Below are 17,781 nucleotides of genomic sequence, written 5' to 3' on the forward strand. Positions count from 1 at the left end.
AACATTATGAGAATTTTGAAGCCCGTATTTTACTCAGCAATTGCAATAATCACATTAGTTGGTTGTTCAACAGTAAGTAAAATAGCAGTTCCAACAGGAAGCGACACAGTCGTTAACATTTCAGCTAAAAAAGCGGAATTAACAACTTATGAAAAAGATAATTGGCAGCATTTAGATTTAGCAACGGATACTATTCCTGGAATGAGTGTTATTAAAGCATACGATTTCTTAAAAGGGAAAAAAAGTACCACAGTTATTGTTGGGGTTGTAGATTCTGGTAGTGATTTAAAGCATGAAGACTTAGTGGATGTTGCTTGGGTAAACACTAAAGAAATTGCAGAAAACGGAATTGATGATGATAAGAACGGATATGTTGATGATATTAACGGATGGAACTTTTTAGGAAAATCGTATAAAGAACATTTAGAATACGAACGTATTTTAATGAATCCATCAATTGCTGATGCTGAAACTTTAGCAGAAGTAAACGCTTTTCAAGCTAAAAAAATAGCAGGTGCTAAAAAAAATCAAGAACGCTTTCAAAAAATGTTAGATGGAATAACTAAAGCAGACGAAGCTTTGACTAAGCATTTTGGTAAAGCTGATTATACAAAGGAAGAGGTTTTAGCACTTAAATCATCAGATGAAACATTAAATAAAGCAGTTTCAGGAGCAAAACAAATGTATGGTTTTGGTTTGCCTTCTTTAAATGAAGCTAAAAAAGAAATAGCTAAGGCTCTTAAAAAAGCAACAGCAAGTGTTAATGGAGATAATTTAAAAACAGATTATCGTACAGTTGTTGGTGATAACGCCTATGATATAAATGATAAACCAGGTTCAGGTGATGGGAATACAGGGCACTCTAAAAAAGGGGAAGCACACGGTTCTCATGTTTCTGGTATTATTGGAGCTAGCCGTAATAATGGTAAAGGTATGAATGGTGTAGCTAATAATGTAAAAATGATGGCTGTACGTTCGGTATCAGACGGAGATGAATATGATAAAGATGTTGCTTTAGGTATTCGTTATGCAGTTGATAATGGTGCAAAAGTAATTAACACTAGTTTTGGTAAAGCTTTTTCACCAAATAAAGAATGGGTTTACGATGCAATTAAATATGCAGCTTCTAAAGATGTATTAATCGTAAACGCAGCCGGAAATTCAGGAGAAAACATCGACGTAGACAAAACATTTCCAAACGATGCTCCAGATCAATTAACAGAGGTTTCTGATAATTTCTTAACGATTGGTGCAATGAGTGCTAATTATAATGAAAAATTACCAGCAGGTTTCTCAAACTATGGTAAAATAAATGTAGATATTTTTGCTCCTGGAGTTCAAATTCACTCAACTTTTCCTGATAACCAATATCAAAAAATTAGTGGAACATCAATGGCTTCTCCAGCAACAGCAGGTGTAGCGGCATTAATACGTTCTTACTATCCACAGTTATCTGCAAGCCAGGTAAAGCATATCATTATGAACTCAGGTACGAAGATCGATTTAATGGTTACAAAACCAGGATCTACGTCTAGAGCAAATCCAGCAGGAGATTTAGTTCCTTTTGCAGATTTATCAGTTTCTGGTCGTATTGTAAACGCTTACAATGCAGTTAGAATGGCCGATAGAATGGTAAACGGAAGAAAATAAAAACTGAATACTATTTAAAAAAAGGGCATTATTTTGATGCTCTTTTTTTGTTATAATAACACCTATGCAGTTAGAGTTTGATAAACAAAAAGAACAATTAAAAATTAAAGATGAGGTGCCATCTCATTCGAAATTAGTGATCGTATTAATGTTAGTTAATGCGGTTAATATGGGTGTTCAATTGTTTTCGATGCGTTATTATAAAAATGAATTTCTTTTTATTTTGATGCTTTTATTAGGAATAGTATCAGTAGTTGCAGTGTTTTTTTATCTCTTTAAAAGATCTTGGAAAACCAATTACAATCTTTCAGAAATTGAAGGGTTAGAGGTTAAGAAAGTTTTAGGACGAGAATGTGTATTTTTAAAATTACACAACGGAAAAAAACGCAGCTTTACGATACTTAAAAATGAAAACGAATTAAATAATTTAAAAAACACACTAACCACAATAGGAATTAAATCAATTTAATATGAAGAAAATTATATTAGGGCTTTCATTATTATCGATGGTTTCTTGTGCTTCTACTGGTACAACAAACAACAGTGTCGTAAAGTCGTCAGTAAGTAAATCAACAAGTCAAAGTTATTGGCAACAACATGTTGATTATAAGATGGATATTGATATGAATGTAAAGACATTTCAATATAAAGGAACACAGAAATTGGTGTACACAAACAACTCACCTGATGTTTTAGATAAAGTATTTTATCACTTGTATTTTAATGCGTTTCAACCAAATTCTCAAATGGATGTTCGTTCGAGAAACATTAAAGATCCGAGCAGCAAAATTGCAGATAAAATTGTAAAATTATCTCCGTCTGAAATAGGATACATCAAGGTAAATTCATTAAAACAAAACGGAACTGTTGTTAAGTATGAAACTGTTGGTACTATATTAGAAGTTTCATTAGCGCAATCAATTCAACCAGGAGAAAGTGTAACTTTCGATATGATTTTTGATGCACAGGTACCAAATCAAATTCGTCGTTCAGGACGTAATAATGCAGAAGGAGTTGCTTTGTCTATGGCACAGTGGTATCCTAAAATGGCCGAATATGATTTTGAAGGATGGCATACGCCTCCTTATTTAGGTCGTGAATATCATGGTGTTTGGGGTAATTTTAATGTTACTTTACATATTGATAAAAACTACGTAGTTGGTGGTACTGGATATTTGCAAAATGCACAAGAAGTTGGGCATGGTTATGAAAACAAAAAAGAAGCTTTAAATATTCCGTCAGGAGAAAAGTTAACTTGGAACTTTACAGCACCAAACGTACACGATTTTACTTGGGCTGCAGATCCAGAATATAAGCATGATATGTTAACGATGAAAAACGGCATCGATTTACATTTTTTATATAAGAAAACATTGGAAGCAAAATATTTAGAAAACTGGAAAAAATTACAACCTAAAACTGCTGAGTTAATGACTTATTTTAGCGAAAAAGTAGGTCAATATCCATATAAACAATATTCAGTAATTCAAGGTGGTGATGGCGGAATGGAATATGCTATGAGTACTTTAATTACAGGAAAACGTAGTTGGGGAAGTTTATTTGGAGTAACAGCTCATGAAATGGCACACACCTGGTTTCAGTTTTTACTAGCAACAAACGAAAGTAAGCACCCATGGATGGATGAAGGATTTACATCTTACATTTCTAACAAAGCAGAAAATGAAATTTCTGGAAGAAATGTAGAAAATCCGCATGCAGGTTCTTATAGAGGATATAATTATGTGGTGGAAAATAATATAGAAGAGCCATTAACTACACATGCAGATAGATATCATACAAATACTGCATACGGAGTTGCGAGTTATTCTAAAGGAAATATTTTCTTATCACAATTAGAATATATTATTGGCGAAGAAAATGTAGCTAAAACATTAAAAAAATATTTTAACGATTTTTCTTTCAAACATCCAACGCCAAATGATATTAAACGAACTGCTGAAAAAGTTTCAGGGATTCATTTAGATTGGTATTTAAACGAATGGACACAAACCATACATACGATTGATTATGGTGTAAAAGCTGTTTCTGGTAAAGATGTTACTTTAGAGAGAATTGGTCAAATGCCAATGCCTATAGATGTAGAGGTTACTTATGTTGATGGAAGTAAAGAAGCGTTTAATATTCCTTTACGTATGATGCGTGGTGAAAAACCAACCAAGGCAACTAAAATTACAGATTGGACGTTTGCACACCCAACATATACATTTACAACTTCAAAAGAAGTAAAATCTGTAGAAATTGATCCGTCAAAATTAATGGCAGACATCAATCAGGCTAATAACTCTTTTGGAAAATAAATTTTCAACTTCATTCTGAACTCGTTTCAGAATCGGGTAATGCTGATTTATTTCAGAATCGCATCATGTTGATAGATTATCATCCAACGAAAGATATTTATTAAGAAAGCGAAAACCCTATAAAAGGTTTTCGCTTTTTCTTGTTTTTAGATAAAATTTTCCTCAACAATTTTCCGTAATTTTGCACTTCAATTTCAACAGAAGATGTCAGAAGAAAAAAAATCATTGAATTTTTTAGAACAAATTATTGAAGAGGATATTGCAAACGGATTACCAAAGGAAAATTTACGTTTTCGTTTTCCGCCAGAACCTAACGGATATTTACATATCGGTCATACAAAAGCTATCGGAATTAGCTTTGGTTTAGGCGAAAAATACAATGCACCAGTAAACTTACGTTTTGATGATACAAACCCTGCTAAAGAAGAGCAAGAGTATGTAGATGCAATTAAAGAAGATGTTACTTGGTTAGGGTATAAATGGGCAAATGAATTGTACTCATCTGATTACTTTCAGCAATTATACGACTGGGCTGTTTTATTAATAAAAGATGGTAAAGCGTATATCGATAGTCAATCTTCTGAAGAAATGCGTGCTCAAAAAGGAACACCAACAAAGGTTGGAACAAATAGTCCTTTTAGAAGTAGATCTGTTGAAGAAAATTTAGATTTATTCAGCCGAATGAAAGCTGGTGAATTTGAAGAAGGAACGCATGTTTTACGAGCTAAAATAGATATGGAATCGCCTAATATGTTGTTACGTGATCCGTTAATGTATCGTATTTTAAAGAAAACACACCACAGAACAGGAAACGATTGGGTTATTTACCCGATGTATGATTGGACGCATGGTGAGAGTGATTATTTAGAGCAAATCTCACACTCTTTATGTTCTTTAGAGTTTAAACCTCACAGAGAATTATACAACTGGTTTCGCGACAATGTGTACGAATATAGTAAAGCCGAACTCCCAAATCCGCCAAAGCAACGCGAGTTTTCTCGTTTAAATTTAAGCTATACTATTATGAGTAAGCGTAAGTTATTAACATTGGTGGAAAAAGGAATTGTAAACGGGTGGGATGATCCAAGAATGCCAACAATTTCTGGATTAAGAAGACGTGGTTATACACCAGCATCAATCCGTAATTTTATAGAAACTGTTGGAGTATCGAAAAGAGAAAACATTATTGATGTTTCGTTGTTAGAGTTTAAAATTCGTGAAGATTTAAACAAAACAGCAAACAGAGTTATGGGGGTTTTAGATCCGGTAAAAGTAATTATTGATAATTATCCTGAAGATAAAGAAGAAATTTTAATTGCAGAAAACAATCCTGAGGATGAAAATTCTGGTACAAGAATTATTCCTTTTGCAAGAGAAATTTACATCGAAAGAGAAGATTTTAGAGAGGAAGCAAATAAGAAGTTTTTTAGATTAAAATTAGGAAAAGAAGTTCGTTTAAAAAACGCGTATTTCATTACTGCAACAAGTTGTGAAAAAGACGAAAACGGAGAAATTACGGTAATTCACTGTACGTATGACCCAAAAACAAAATCGGGAAGTGATACAGAAGAAAGCAAGCGAAAAGTAAAAGGAACCTTGCATTGGGTATCTGTAAAACACGCTGTAAAAGCTGAGGTTAGAGCATATGATCGTTTGTTTTTAGATGAAGCTCCAGATAACCATAAAGACAAAGATTTTATGGAGTTTGTGAACCCGAATTCATTAGAAAAAATTACTGCTTTTGTAGAACCAAGTTTACAAACAGCAAAAATTGGAGAACAATTTCAGTTTCAACGTTTAGGATATTTTAATGTAGATGATGATTCTACTGCCGAAAATTTAGTATTTAATAAAACAGTTGGTTTACGAGATAACTGGGCAAAAAAGAACTAAATAGAAATAATATTTTTAATTAAAACACCTCAAAGTTTCATAAAACTTTGAGGTGTTTTTTTATAACAAAAATCCATTTTTAATTTTCGATAGAATATGTATCTTTACTGATTAAGGGAAGTTAGAATAAAAAAGTTTATCTAGCTGAAAATCAATAATAAAAAAGTGTTTTTTGATACTGGGATAATTCAGATTTAAAAAACGCTTGTAAAAATATACTATATTATGAGTTGTAACAGTTGTTCAACCAGTAAAGACGGCGTGCCTAATGGATGTAAAAGCAATGGAAATTGCGCCTCTGGTACCTGCGGAAGTGGAAATAAATTAGCCGTTTTTGATTGGCTATCGAATATGACTTTACCTACAGGTGAAGCTCCATTTAATATTTTTGAAGTTCGATTTAAAAACGGACGAAAGCATTTTTATAAAAACACCGAAAAATTAACCATTTCGATGGGTGATGTTGTGGCGGTTGAAGGAACCTCTGGTCACGATATTGGTATTGTTGCTTTAGCAGGAGAACTTGTGAAAGTTCAAATGAAGAAACGAAAGGTAGCAATAGATAGCGAAGAGGTAAATAAAATTTACAGAAAAGCTACGCAAAAAGATATCGACATTTGGCATACTGCTAGAGATAGAGAGCAAGAAACACAGAAAAAAGGAAGAGAAATTATTAGTCGTTTAGGCTTAAAAATGAAACTTTCAGATGTTGAATATCAAGGAGACGGAACCAAAGCTACCTTTTATTATACAGCGGATGAACGTGTAGATTTTCGTCAGTTAATTAGAGATTTAGCAGGAACTTTTTCTATTCGTGTAGAAATGAAACAAGTTGGTATGCGCCAAGAAGCAGCACGTTTAGGAGGTGTTGGTTCATGTGGTAGAGAGCTTTGTTGCTCTACTTGGTTAACCGATTTCAGAAAAGTAAATACCGCAGCAGCACGTTATCAACAATTATCACTAAACCCGTTAAAGTTAGCAGGGCAATGTGGTAAATTAAAGTGTTGTTTAAATTTTGAGCTAGATACTTATTTAGATGCTCTACAAAGTTTTCCGAAGCAAGATAAAATACTAAAAACAGAAAAAGGAGATGCCGTTTTTGTAAAGATGGATATCTTTAAAAAAATACTTTGGTATACTTACAAGCATGAAAGCTTTAAGTGGTTTCAATTATCATTAGAGCAAGTTCAAGAAATTATTGAATTAAATAAAAATAATGAACTCGCTTTACCGTTAGATGAATATGAATTAGAGATTGTTACAGAAGCTGTTGTTGATTTTGAAAATGTTGTAGGACAAGATAGTTTAACTCGTTTTGATGCGCCAAAAAAATCACGTAACAATAGAAGAAAAACAAGAAAGCCTTTAAATAAAAAAGAGGCCGTTAAAGCTACTGATACAGCACCAAAAAGAAGCCCTCAGAGAAAACCATTGGGTAAAACTGACGATAATTCTGCAGCGACACCAAGACCAAAAAAAGGACCACAAAGGAAGCCGATAAATAAAACTGAAGGAGCTAAACCTTCTGAAGTTAGGTCAAATAAAAAACCTCAAATACGAAAACCAGTAAACAAAGAGGTAAATAAGGGTACAGATAAAGAAAGTGTTGATGACAGGAAACCAAAACCAAGGAGTAACCCTAGAAGCAACAAGCCAAAAACAGAAAAAGTAGAAGGCGATAAAAATGCGCAACCTGAAAATAAGAGGCCTAACACTCCGAAAAAAAGAAATAATAATCAAAGAAGAAAAAAGCCTAACGAAAACCCTGAAAATAATAATGAAAAAGAATAGTTTATTAATATTTTTTTTAACTGTTTTTATAATTGTATCATGTGATTCAGATAGAATATATGATGAGTATATAACGTTGCCTGAAAGTTCTTGGAACAAGAGCAATGCTATTACTTTTAATTTTTTAGTAAAAGATACTATAAACAAGAAAAATCTTTTTATAAATCTTAGAAATAATAACGATTATAATTACAGTAATTTATTTCTAATCGCTCAAATTAACTTTCCAGACGGTCAAGTAATTATAGATACGTTAGAGTATGATATGACAGATGTAACTGGTAAGTTTTTAGGGGAAGGATTTTCTGCGATTAAAGAAAACAAACTTTTTTATAAAGAAAATATAACATTCCCTAATACAGGGGAGTACATATTTAAAGTTAAGCAAGCCATGAGAAAAAATGGTAATATTGAAGGGATTGAAGAGCTTGAAGGAATATCTCAAGTGGGATTTAGAATTGAAAAAATATAGTAATGACAAAGAAAAAAACAACTAATTTTAGTACATATATCAAATGGTTTTGGGGCGTTATATTAGGAGGATTTCTTTTTATTTGCCTATTATTTTTATTAGCATCTTGGGGTGTTTTTGGAGCCTTACCTTCTTTTGAAGAATTAGAAAATCCTAAAAGTGATTTAGCAACAGAGGTTATTTCTGCTGACGGAAAAACATTAGGAAAGTATTATGTGAAGGCGAACAGAACACCTATTAAATATAAGGATTTACCTCCAATTTTAATGAAAGCTTTAGTAGCTACTGAAGATGAACGTTTCTATGAGCATTCAGGTATTGATTTTAGAGGTTTGGCAAGAGCAGTAGCCAAATTAGGGACTGAAGGAGGTGCAAGTACAATTACCCAACAGTTAGCTAAAAATCTTTTTAATGAAGGAGGGACGAGTAATAAGTTAGTAAGACTTACTCAAAAATTAAAAGAATGGGTGGTTGCAGTAAAATTAGAGCGTCAATACACTAAAGAAGAAATCATAACTCAGTATTTAAACACGCAAGGTTTTCTTTTTAATGCAACAGGTATTCGTTCTGCGGCACGTATTTATTTTGGTAAAGAGCCTAGGGAGTTAGATGTACAAGAAGCTGCTATTTTGGTTGCAATGTTAAAAAATCCAAGGCAATACAATCCGCATAGAGAACGCTCTAAAGAGAAATCTTTAGGTCGTAGGAATGTGGTGTTTTCTCAAATGGCGAAAAACGGAGTTATAACCGAGCAAGAAAAGGATTCGTTACAAAAAACACCTTTAAGAATAAATTTCACTCCAGAAAGCCATAGCGACGGATTAGCTACTTATTTTAGAGAGAATCTAAAACAACGATTAAAAAAATGGGCTAAAGAAAACCCGAAAGATAACGGTGAGGCTTATAATATTTACAAAGACGGATTAAAAGTCTATGTTACTATTGATTCACGTATGCAAAAATATGCCGAAGAGGCAAGTAGAGAGCATATGTCTAACTTGCAATCGTTTTTCTTTGAAGAGCAAAAAGGTAATAAAACAGCGCCTTTTTATGATTTAGATAAAAGTGAAATTTTAAAGAATATGAAACGTGCTAAGCGAAGATCTGTTCGTTACAAACGTATGAAAACTGCAGGAAAAACTGAAAAAGAGATAGAAAAATCTTTTAATACAGATGTTGATATGCGTGTGTTTTCATGGAAAGGAGACAGAGATACGGTTATGACACCGTATGACTCTATACGTTATTATAAGCATTTTTTACGCTCAGGTTTAGTTTCTATCGAACCGCAAACAGGTCATATTAAAGCTTGGGTAGGTGGTATTGGTAATAAATATTTTAAGTACGACGCAGTAGAACAGCAAAAAAGACAAGTAGGTTCTACCTTTAAACCTTTTGTATACGCAACGGCTATTAATCAATTAAAAATGTCGCCTTGCGATAAGCTGCCTAATGTATTGTATACAATTCCGAAAGAAAAATATGGAATGCCGGAAGATTGGACTCCTAAAAATTCAAATAATAAATATGGAGGGGAATTAACATTAAAAGCAGCCTTAGCGGGATCGGTAAATGTTATTTCAGCACAACTGATAGATAAAGTATCCCCTGTAAACGTAGCGCGTTTAGCAGAGTCCGCAGGAATAACATCAAAAATTGATGCAAATCCATCAATAGCATTAGGAGCTGTTGAATTATCGTTAATAGAAATGGTAAGTGCATACTCAACCTTTGCAAACAAAGGATTGCGTGTAAGCCCGATGATGATTACCAGAATAGAAGATAAAAACGGAACAGTTTTAGAAGATTTTGTGCCAGAAACTAAAGAGGTTTTAAGTGAAGAATCATCATATGTCATTTTAGATTTAATGAAAGGAGTTACGGTTTCGGGTTCTGGGTCTTATTTGAGATCTCCATGGAAAAAAGGAGATTATATTACGGGAAACCCATACAAGTTTGAAAACCCTATAGCAGGAAAAACAGGAACAACTCAAAATCAGTCTGATGGTTGGTTTATGGGAATTGTACCGAATTTAGCTACAGGGGTTTGGACAGGTGGTGAAGATAGAGCAACACATTTTGCTGGAATCGGAAAAGGACAGGGAGCAGCAATGTCATTACCAACATGGGCTTTGTTTATGAAAAAATGTTATGCTGATGAAAGCTTAAATATTAGCAAAGAAGATTTTGAAAAACCTTCAGGAAAGCTTTCTATCAACATTAATTGTGCTGAAGTAAAAAAAGAAGAAGATGGTGAAGAAGGTAAAAAAGATGAAAAACCAGAAGAAAAAGAAACAGATTTTTAATAATTTGAATACTTATTTTTAGTGTTAAACAAACAACAACAATGATAAATAAAAAAGTAAATAACGTACAAGAAGCACTAGCTGGTGTAAAAGACTCAATGACTTTTATGTTAGGTGGTTTTGGTTTGTGTGGAATACCTGAAAACGCGATTGCAGAATTAGTAAAGTTAAATGTAAGAGATGTTACCTGTATTTCTAACAATGCTGGCGTAGATGATTTTGGGCTCGGTTTATTACTTCAAAATAAACAGATTAAAAAAATGATTTCTTCTTATGTAGGAGAAAATGACGAATTTGAACGTCAGATGTTATCTGGTGAGTTAGATGTTGAGTTAACACCTCAAGGAACATTAGCTGAGAAATGTAGAGCTGCACAAGCAGGTTTTCCAGCGTTTTATACACCGGCAGGTTACGGAACAGAAGTTGCAGAAGGAAAAGAAACTCGTGAATTTGACGGAAAAATGTATGTTTTAGAACCAGCTTTTAAAGCAGATTTTGCATTCGTAAAAGCATGGAAAGGAGATACAGCAGGGAATTTAATTTTTAAAGGAACAGCACGTAATTTTAACCCGAATATGTGTGGTGCTGCAACGATTACAGTTGCTGAGGTAGAAGAATTAGTGCCAGCAGGAACACTAGATCCTAATCAAATTCATATTCCAGGGATATTTGTGCAACGTATTTTTCAAGGAGAAAAATATGAAAAGAGAATTGAGCAACGAACTGTAACTCCAAAATTGTAAGAAAATGGCTTTATCAAAAGAACAAATAGCGCAACGAATTGCTAAAGAATTACAAGATAAATGGTATGTTAATTTAGGTATCGGAATTCCGACTTTAGTAGCAAACTATATTCCTGAAGGGATTGAAGTTGAGTTTCAATCTGAAAACGGATTGTTAGGTATGGGTCCTTTTCCTATTGAAGGAACAGAGGATGCCGATTTAATAAACGCAGGTAAACAAACGGTTACTGTTTTAGATGGCGGTTCTATTTTCGATTCAGCAACGAGTTTTTCTATGATTCGTGGTAAACACGTTCAATTAACGGTTTTGGGAGCGATGGAAGTTGCTCAGAACGGAGATATCGCTAACTGGAAAATTCCAGGAAAAATGGTAAAAGGAATGGGTGGCGCGATGGATTTAGTTGCATCAGCAGAAAATATTATTGTTGCCATGATGCATACCAATAAGCGTGGCGAATCTAAAATATTAAAAGAATGTTCATTGCCTTTAACAGGTGTTGGTTGCGTAACTAAAGTAGTTACCAATTTAGCAGTGTTAGAAGTTAAAGAAGGTGCATTTCATTTATTAGAAAGAGCTCCGGGAGTATCTGTTGAAGAAATTCAAGAGGCTACAGCAGGAACTTTAATTGTAAACGGAGAAGTTCCTGAAATGAATATTTAGGATGAAGTTTTTAGCTAAAAACAGTTTTATTGTAGTTTTTCTAGTCGTACTTCTTGTAAGTGCAATTCTAGATAAAGTATTTAATGTTGAAAGTTTAGGAATTAGAATAGCTGTTTCTGCTTTTTTTGCAATACTAGTTTCTCCTAGAAAAAAGAAAATACAAACTCAAGCAGGAGAGAAAACTCAAATTACTTGGTTTTTTTTAAAAAAGCCTATTATTTTAGATTAAATGTTAGAATTAATAAAGAAAATACATCGTATTATTTATCCTCTTTTAACAATATTTTTCTTGCTGATTTTAGATAAAATATTTCATGTAGAGCCAGATTGGCTTCGAATTGCAGTAGCAATTGCTTTAGGATATTTTTTATCACCAAGAAAAAAAATAATACAAACGCAAACAGGAGAAAAGAAACAGCTAACGTGGATTTTTCTTAAAAAACCAATATTTTTAGATTAATGAAAATAATCTCATACAACGTAAACGGAATTCGTGCCGCATTAAAAAAAGGATTCATCGACTGGTTACAAGCTGCAAATCCGGATGTTATTTGTATTCAAGAAACCAAAGCGCATAAAGAACAACTAGATGTAACGGAGTTTGAAAACGCGGGTTATCCGTATCATTATTGGTTTTCAGCACAAAAAAAAGGCTACTCATCAGTAGCTGTTTTTTGTAAAGAAAAACCCAATCATATTGAATACGGAACGGGAATTGAAACGATGGATTTTGAAGGGAGAAATTTACGTGTAGATTTTGATAATGTTTCGGTAATGAGTTTATATCTTCCGTCAGGAACAAATACTGAAAGGTTGAGTTTTAAGTTTAATTACATGGACGAATTTCAATCATACATCAATAATTTAAAACAAGAAATTCCGAATTTGGTTATTTGTGGCGATTATAATATTTGTCATGAAACAATTGATATTCACAATCCGAAAATGAAAGGAGTTTCTGGATTTTTACCAGAAGAAAGAACTTGGATTGGAGATTTTATAAACAACGGATTTATTGATAGTTTCCGTTATTTAAACCCAGAAAAACAAGAGTATTCATGGTGGAGTTATCGCGCAAATTCTAGAGCCAATAACAAAGGTTGGCGTTTAGATTATGCCATTGTTTCTGAGCCATTAAAAGAAAAAATTTCAAGAGCCTATATTTTACCCGAAGCAAAACATTCAGATCACTGCCCGATTGTGGTTGAATTAGATATTTAAAATCGAAATATGAGAAACCTACTAATACTACTTTTTTTCACAACATCAATTTTTGCGCAACAACCTATTGATAGTATTTTGATGCCCGAAAAAAGTTTACAAATAACAAATGATGCTACTTTAATAGCAATTGACACTATCAAAATAAAACAGCAAGAAGATTTATATTCTGATGCTGATTTAAAAATTATTGATAGTTTATTGATTGAAGAAAAGTTTAATTCATCATTATTTGATAGTATTCAGTATGTAATTAACGATAAAGATATTATTGGTAATACAACAACCATACTTTCTTCGGATTTATTAAAAAAAAGGTTGACAGATTTAGATTTAAAAACACCATTTCATTTAGCGTATAACCCGTCATTAGAAAAAGTAATTAATAGTTATTTAAAATATCGTAAAAGGTATTACCCGGCCTTAATGGCAAAGGCACAATATTACTTTCCGATGTTCGAGCAGTATTTAGATCAGTTCGATGTTCCGTTAGAAATGAAATATTTGGCGATTGTAGAATCTGCTTTGCGTCCTGCAGCTCGCTCTAGAGTTGGTGCAACAGGTTTATGGCAGTTTATGTATGGTACAGGGGTGCAGTTTAATTTAAAGGTGAATTCATATGTGGATGAGCGTCAAGACCCTGTAAAAGCAACTGTTGCAGCTTGTAAATACTTAAGTCAGCTATATAGAATTTTCGGAGATTGGGATTTGGCATTGGCAGCTTATAATTCGGGGCCAGGAAATGTTTCGAAAGCAATAAAACGCTCTGGTGGGTATCGAAATTACTGGAATATACGTCCGTTTTTACCACGTGAAACCGCAAGTTACGTTCCTGCATTTTATGCAACGATGTATATTTTTGAATATGCCGAAGAACACGGTATTTATCCACAACCACCAAATATTTTTCATTTTGAAACTGATACCGTTCACGTAAAAAGAACCGTTAGCTTCGATCAAATTTCTGAAAAAACAAATATAGATGCTGAGTTATTATCTTTTCTAAACCCGTCATATAAGTTAGATATCATTCCTTATATTAAAAAGAAAAATTATGCGGTTCGATTGCCAAGAAAAAACATAGTAGATTTTTTAGATAAAGAAAAAGAAATTTATGCCCTAGCAAAAGAAGATGAAGGTAAAAGAGAGAAACCTTTACCTAAGTATTTTGAAATGGATAAACGGATCCGTTATAAAGTGCGTAGTGGCGATTATTTAGGAAAAATAGCAAATAAATTTGGCGTACGAGTTAGTGATATAAAACGTTGGAACGGTATGCGTAACCATCGTTTAAAAATAGGTCAGCGCTTAAGTATTTATCCGAAGAAAATAGGTGTTTCTAAAAAGGTGTCTAAAAATAAATATAAGGTTCCAACTGGTAAGCATGATATTTATGTAGTGCAAAATGGAGATTCGTTATGGACAATCTCTAAAAAATATCCATCAGTTTCTATCGAGCAAATTAAAAAGTGGAACAATATTTGGAGTGTTAAAAGTCTAAAGCCAGGAATGAAGCTTAAAATTTTTAAAGGTTAAAAACATACTACTAAAAAACACAAACGATGAAAAAAATAATAATCTTACTCTTTTCGATATCCATAGCAGTATCATGTAATACTGGTAATGGAAAAGGCAGTTATGTTTTGCCTACTTCTAATGGTAACACCAACAAAATAATGGTGGTTGTAAAAGGATTAGATTGGGAAGGAAAGATGGGAGATCAAATACGTAAGGTCTTTGGCGAGCATCAAGTAGGTTTACCACAACCAGAAACATTATTGTCGGTTAGTCAAATAGATCCTGTTGGTTTTGGTAGTTTTATGCGACACGGAAAAGCTGTTTTAATAATTAAAGAAGGTGAAAAAGAAGGTATTACTGTTGAGAAGAACAGGTATGCCGAACCTCAAATTATTGTGCATGCAACCGCTAAGAATAAAGCCGGAATTATAAAGCTTTTAGATACACGAGGAAAAGAGATTATTAAGTTGTTTAAAGATGAAGATATTAGGTTTTCTCAGCGTATTTTTAAAAAAGAACGTATTGATGAAACGAAGTTTAAAACAATTAAAAATATTGGATTAACGATAGATATTCCTAAGAGATATAGATTGGTTGAAGATGCAGGTAATTTCATTTGGTTTCGTCAGCATTTATCAAGTGGTATAGCACGAGGAGACGGAACTAATAATGTTTTAATATATACGATTCCTTTAGAAGATGAAGCAACTGTTGCTGATAATATTACCGCAGTACGAGATACAATTGGTAAAAAACACATACCAGGTAGTAAAGAAGGGATGTATATGATTACCGAACAAGCATACACTCCGTTTACCTTTGATGCTGTAATAGACGGTAAAAAAGCATATGAAACTCGTGGTAAATGGGAAGTTAAAAATGATTTTATGGCAGGGCCGTTTATAAACTATACGATAATTGATACGAAAAATAATCGCTTAGTGGTTTTTGAAGGTTTTACGTACGCACCATCAGTAAATAAACGTGACTTTTTGTTTGAATTAGAAGCAATTGCAAAATCAATGAAAATAAAATAAATTTCATTTAACAATACGTAACAAAAAAGCATCAAATATTTATTTGATGCTTTTTTTGGTATATTTGGCTATAAACCAAAACTTTATACTTATGAAATTTAATTTTTTAATTAGCGCATTAGCGGCATTAGTGCCAATGATAATAGGATTTATTTGGTATGGACCACTTTTTGGAAAACCATGGATGAAAGAAATGGGTTTCACCGAAGAGAGTTTAAAAGGCGGGAATATGTTTAAAATTTTCGGATTATCGTATGTGTGTAGTTTTTTAATAGCATTTATATTACAAACATTGGTTATTCACCAATGGGGAGCCTTTTCTACTTTAATGGGAGAGCCAGGTTTTGCTGAAGGATCAGGAGCTGTATCTACCTATTTTCAAGAATTTATGTCAAACTACGGTGGTAAATTCAGAACTTTTGGTCACGGTGCTCTACATGGAACGATGATTGGCTTATTGTTAGCAGGGTCTATAATTACAATTAATGGATTATTTGAAAGAAAAAGCCTTAAATACATCGCAATTAATGTAGGTTATTGGGTAGTAAGTTTAGCTATCATGGGAGGTGTCTTATGTAAGTGGGCTTAATTTTTATAAAGAGAAAAAACACCAAAAAGCATCAATTTTATAATTGATGCTTTTTTTATGTAACAAAAAGTAAATAATAGACTCTTATAATCAATCAATAAAAAATCAAACCAAATGATTGCACATTTTTTAAAATTAGAATGGAAACAATATTTTCGTTCTTCATATTGGCAAAAAGGAATTGCGTTAAAAATAATAATGGGCTTTTTTGTCCTATATATTTTAGCCGTTTTTTTAGGGATTGGTATTGGAGGTTTTTTTCTTTTAAAGAAAATGTATCCAGAACAAGACCCGTTACAAATTGTAAATTCAATGTTAGTTTTTGCTATACTGGGAGATTTAATTTTCCGCTATTTGATGCAAAAATTACCAGTAATGAATATCAAACCACTACTAATCCTTCCTATAAAGAAAGAGAAATTAGTGCACTATGTTTTAGGGAAATCAGCATTTTCAGGATTCAACTTCATGTCCTTGTTTTTTTATATTCCTTTTAGTGTGGTTTTAATTAGTCAAGATTACAATTTGGGTGGAGTTTTAGGTTGGTTAATCGCTATGTTTTTTATAATTCAAGCAATTAATTTTTTAAACTTTTTAATCAATAAAAATAATAGTGTATTTGCATTTATAGCTACCTTATTAGTTGCTTTAATAGCATTACAAAAGTTTACTAGTTTTAATATTTCAATTTACAGTCAGCAAACATTTGATGCAATTGTAGCAAATCCAATTTTAGCATTAATTCCGTTTGTTATTGCAGTAGTGTTATATTATGTAAATTTTAAGCTATTAAGAGCTAGAGTATATTTGGATGATTTAGTCGCAGTAAAAACAGAAGAAGCAAGTACAGCAGATTTATCGTGGACAGAAAAGTTAGGAGATATCGCACCATTTATAAAAAATGATATCCGATTAATTTGGCGAAACAAAAGAACAAAAACAGTTTTTTTAATGTCGTTCTTATTCCTTTTTTATGGGTTGATTTTCTTTACGCAAGAAACTTATAAAGATATGCCGGCTATGTTAATGTTTGCAGGCTTGTTTGTAACAGGAGGTTTTACGTTAAATTATGGTCAGTTCATCCCAGCTTGGGATAGTGCGCATTATAAAATGCTAATGAGTCAGAGTTTTAGATATCGTAAATTTTTAGATTCTAAGTGGTTTTTAATGGTAGCAATGACTACAATTTTATACTTTTTAAGCATCCCTTATTTATATTTCGGAACAAAAATATTTTTAATGATTACCGTTGGTGCTATTTTTAATATAGGCTTTAACTCATTGTTTTTGTTATATGCAGGATCTTTTAATAGAAAACGAATCGATTTAACAAAAGGTGGTTTTGGAAACACACAAGGAACAAGCGCAACACAGTTTCTTATTATTATACCATTAATGTTATTACCAATGGCTATATTTTGGATATTCAACAGTTTTGTTGGGTATAACTCAGGATATATTTTAGTTGCTTTATTGGGAATACTTGGATTAGTTTTTAAAAACTACTTTATGAATTTGATAGAGAAAAAATATATCAAAGACAAATACGCTATGATTAATGCTTTCGGTAAAGAAGCATAAA

At 32.6% G+C, this 17,781-nt stretch carries 16 protein-coding genes; all 16 read left to right on the forward strand.

Annotation, left to right across the window (positions count from 1 at the left end):
- Window positions 1-6: 6 nt before the first annotated feature.
- The 16 genes from ACQ629_RS08710 to ACQ629_RS08785 all read left to right on the forward strand — a co-directional run bounded on the left by ACQ629_RS08710 (window position 7) and on the right by ACQ629_RS08785 (window position 17,780).
- Complete coding sequence (locus ACQ629_RS08710; RefSeq protein ID WP_483704156.1) at window positions 7-1,650, forward strand: S8 family peptidase; 1,644 nt, start codon at window positions 7-9, stop codon at window positions 1,648-1,650.
- A gap of 64 nt (window positions 1,651-1,714) precedes the next feature.
- The gene (locus ACQ629_RS08715) at window positions 1,715-2,119 is read left to right on the forward strand and encodes a hypothetical protein (RefSeq protein ID WP_483704159.1); all 405 of its coding nucleotides are present in this window, start codon (window positions 1,715-1,717) and stop codon (window positions 2,117-2,119) included.
- A gap of 1 nt (window position 2,120) precedes the next feature.
- Window positions 2,121-3,968, forward strand: coding sequence for a M1 family metallopeptidase (locus tag ACQ629_RS08720; protein ID WP_483704161.1), 1,848 nt, complete (start codon window positions 2,121-2,123; stop codon window positions 3,966-3,968).
- Window positions 3,969-4,172: 204 nt separating this feature from the next.
- Window positions 4,173-5,861: a glutamine--tRNA ligase/YqeY domain fusion protein gene (locus tag ACQ629_RS08725; protein ID WP_483704163.1), complete on the forward strand. Its 1,689-nt coding sequence runs from the start codon at window positions 4,173-4,175 to the stop codon at window positions 5,859-5,861.
- A 225-nt stretch (window positions 5,862-6,086) separates the two neighbouring features.
- Entirely contained in the window at window positions 6,087-7,652 is a 1,566-nt protein-coding gene (locus ACQ629_RS08730; RefSeq protein WP_483704165.1) for a PSP1 domain-containing protein, read from the forward strand.
- Complete coding sequence (locus ACQ629_RS08735) at window positions 7,639-8,124, forward strand: gliding motility lipoprotein GldH (protein WP_483704167.1); 486 nt, start codon at window positions 7,639-7,641, stop codon at window positions 8,122-8,124. Before ACQ629_RS08730 ends, ACQ629_RS08735 begins: the two co-directional genes overlap by 14 nt.
- Before the next feature lie 2 nt (window positions 8,125-8,126).
- Window positions 8,127-10,430 (forward strand): transglycosylase domain-containing protein, encoded by a 2,304-nt coding sequence (locus ACQ629_RS08740; protein ID WP_483704169.1) that lies wholly within the window; start codon window positions 8,127-8,129, stop codon window positions 10,428-10,430.
- Between the two features lie 41 nt (window positions 10,431-10,471).
- Window positions 10,472-11,173 carry a CoA transferase subunit A gene (locus ACQ629_RS08745; RefSeq protein ID WP_483704171.1) on the forward strand — a complete coding sequence of 234 codons (702 nt, stop codon included), beginning with the start codon at window positions 10,472-10,474 and terminating at the stop codon, window positions 11,171-11,173.
- A gap of 4 nt (window positions 11,174-11,177) precedes the next feature.
- Window positions 11,178-11,834 carry a CoA transferase subunit B gene (locus ACQ629_RS08750; protein WP_483704173.1) on the forward strand — a complete coding sequence of 219 codons (657 nt, stop codon included), beginning with the start codon at window positions 11,178-11,180 and terminating at the stop codon, window positions 11,832-11,834.
- Between the two features lies 1 nt (window position 11,835).
- A complete protein-coding gene (locus ACQ629_RS08755) occupies window positions 11,836-12,063 on the forward strand; it encodes a hypothetical protein (protein ID WP_483704175.1) in 228 nt (75 codons plus the stop codon).
- On the forward strand, window positions 12,064-12,294 hold the full coding sequence (locus ACQ629_RS08760) for a hypothetical protein (protein ID WP_483704177.1): 231 nt from the start codon (window positions 12,064-12,066) through the stop codon (window positions 12,292-12,294). It begins immediately after the preceding gene.
- A complete protein-coding gene (locus ACQ629_RS08765) occupies window positions 12,294-13,055 on the forward strand; it encodes an exodeoxyribonuclease III (protein WP_483704179.1) in 762 nt (253 codons plus the stop codon). The genes ACQ629_RS08760 and ACQ629_RS08765 overlap by 1 nt, the downstream gene beginning before the upstream one ends.
- 9 nt (window positions 13,056-13,064) lie before the next feature.
- Window positions 13,065-14,591 (forward strand): lytic transglycosylase domain-containing protein, encoded by a 1,527-nt coding sequence (locus tag ACQ629_RS08770; protein WP_483704180.1) that lies wholly within the window; start codon window positions 13,065-13,067, stop codon window positions 14,589-14,591.
- Between the two features lie 26 nt (window positions 14,592-14,617).
- The gene (locus tag ACQ629_RS08775; protein WP_483704182.1) at window positions 14,618-15,610 is read left to right on the forward strand and encodes a DUF4837 family protein; all 993 of its coding nucleotides are present in this window, start codon (window positions 14,618-14,620) and stop codon (window positions 15,608-15,610) included.
- Window positions 15,611-15,701: 91 nt separating this feature from the next.
- The gene (locus ACQ629_RS08780) at window positions 15,702-16,199 is read left to right on the forward strand and encodes a DUF1761 domain-containing protein (RefSeq protein WP_483704184.1); all 498 of its coding nucleotides are present in this window, start codon (window positions 15,702-15,704) and stop codon (window positions 16,197-16,199) included.
- A 114-nt stretch (window positions 16,200-16,313) separates the two neighbouring features.
- Window positions 16,314-17,780: a DUF5687 family protein gene (locus tag ACQ629_RS08785; RefSeq protein ID WP_483704186.1), complete on the forward strand. Its 1,467-nt coding sequence runs from the start codon at window positions 16,314-16,316 to the stop codon at window positions 17,778-17,780.
- Window position 17,781 lies beyond the last annotated feature (1 nt).

The organism is Tenacibaculum sp. SM2510 (assembly GCF_057002845.1).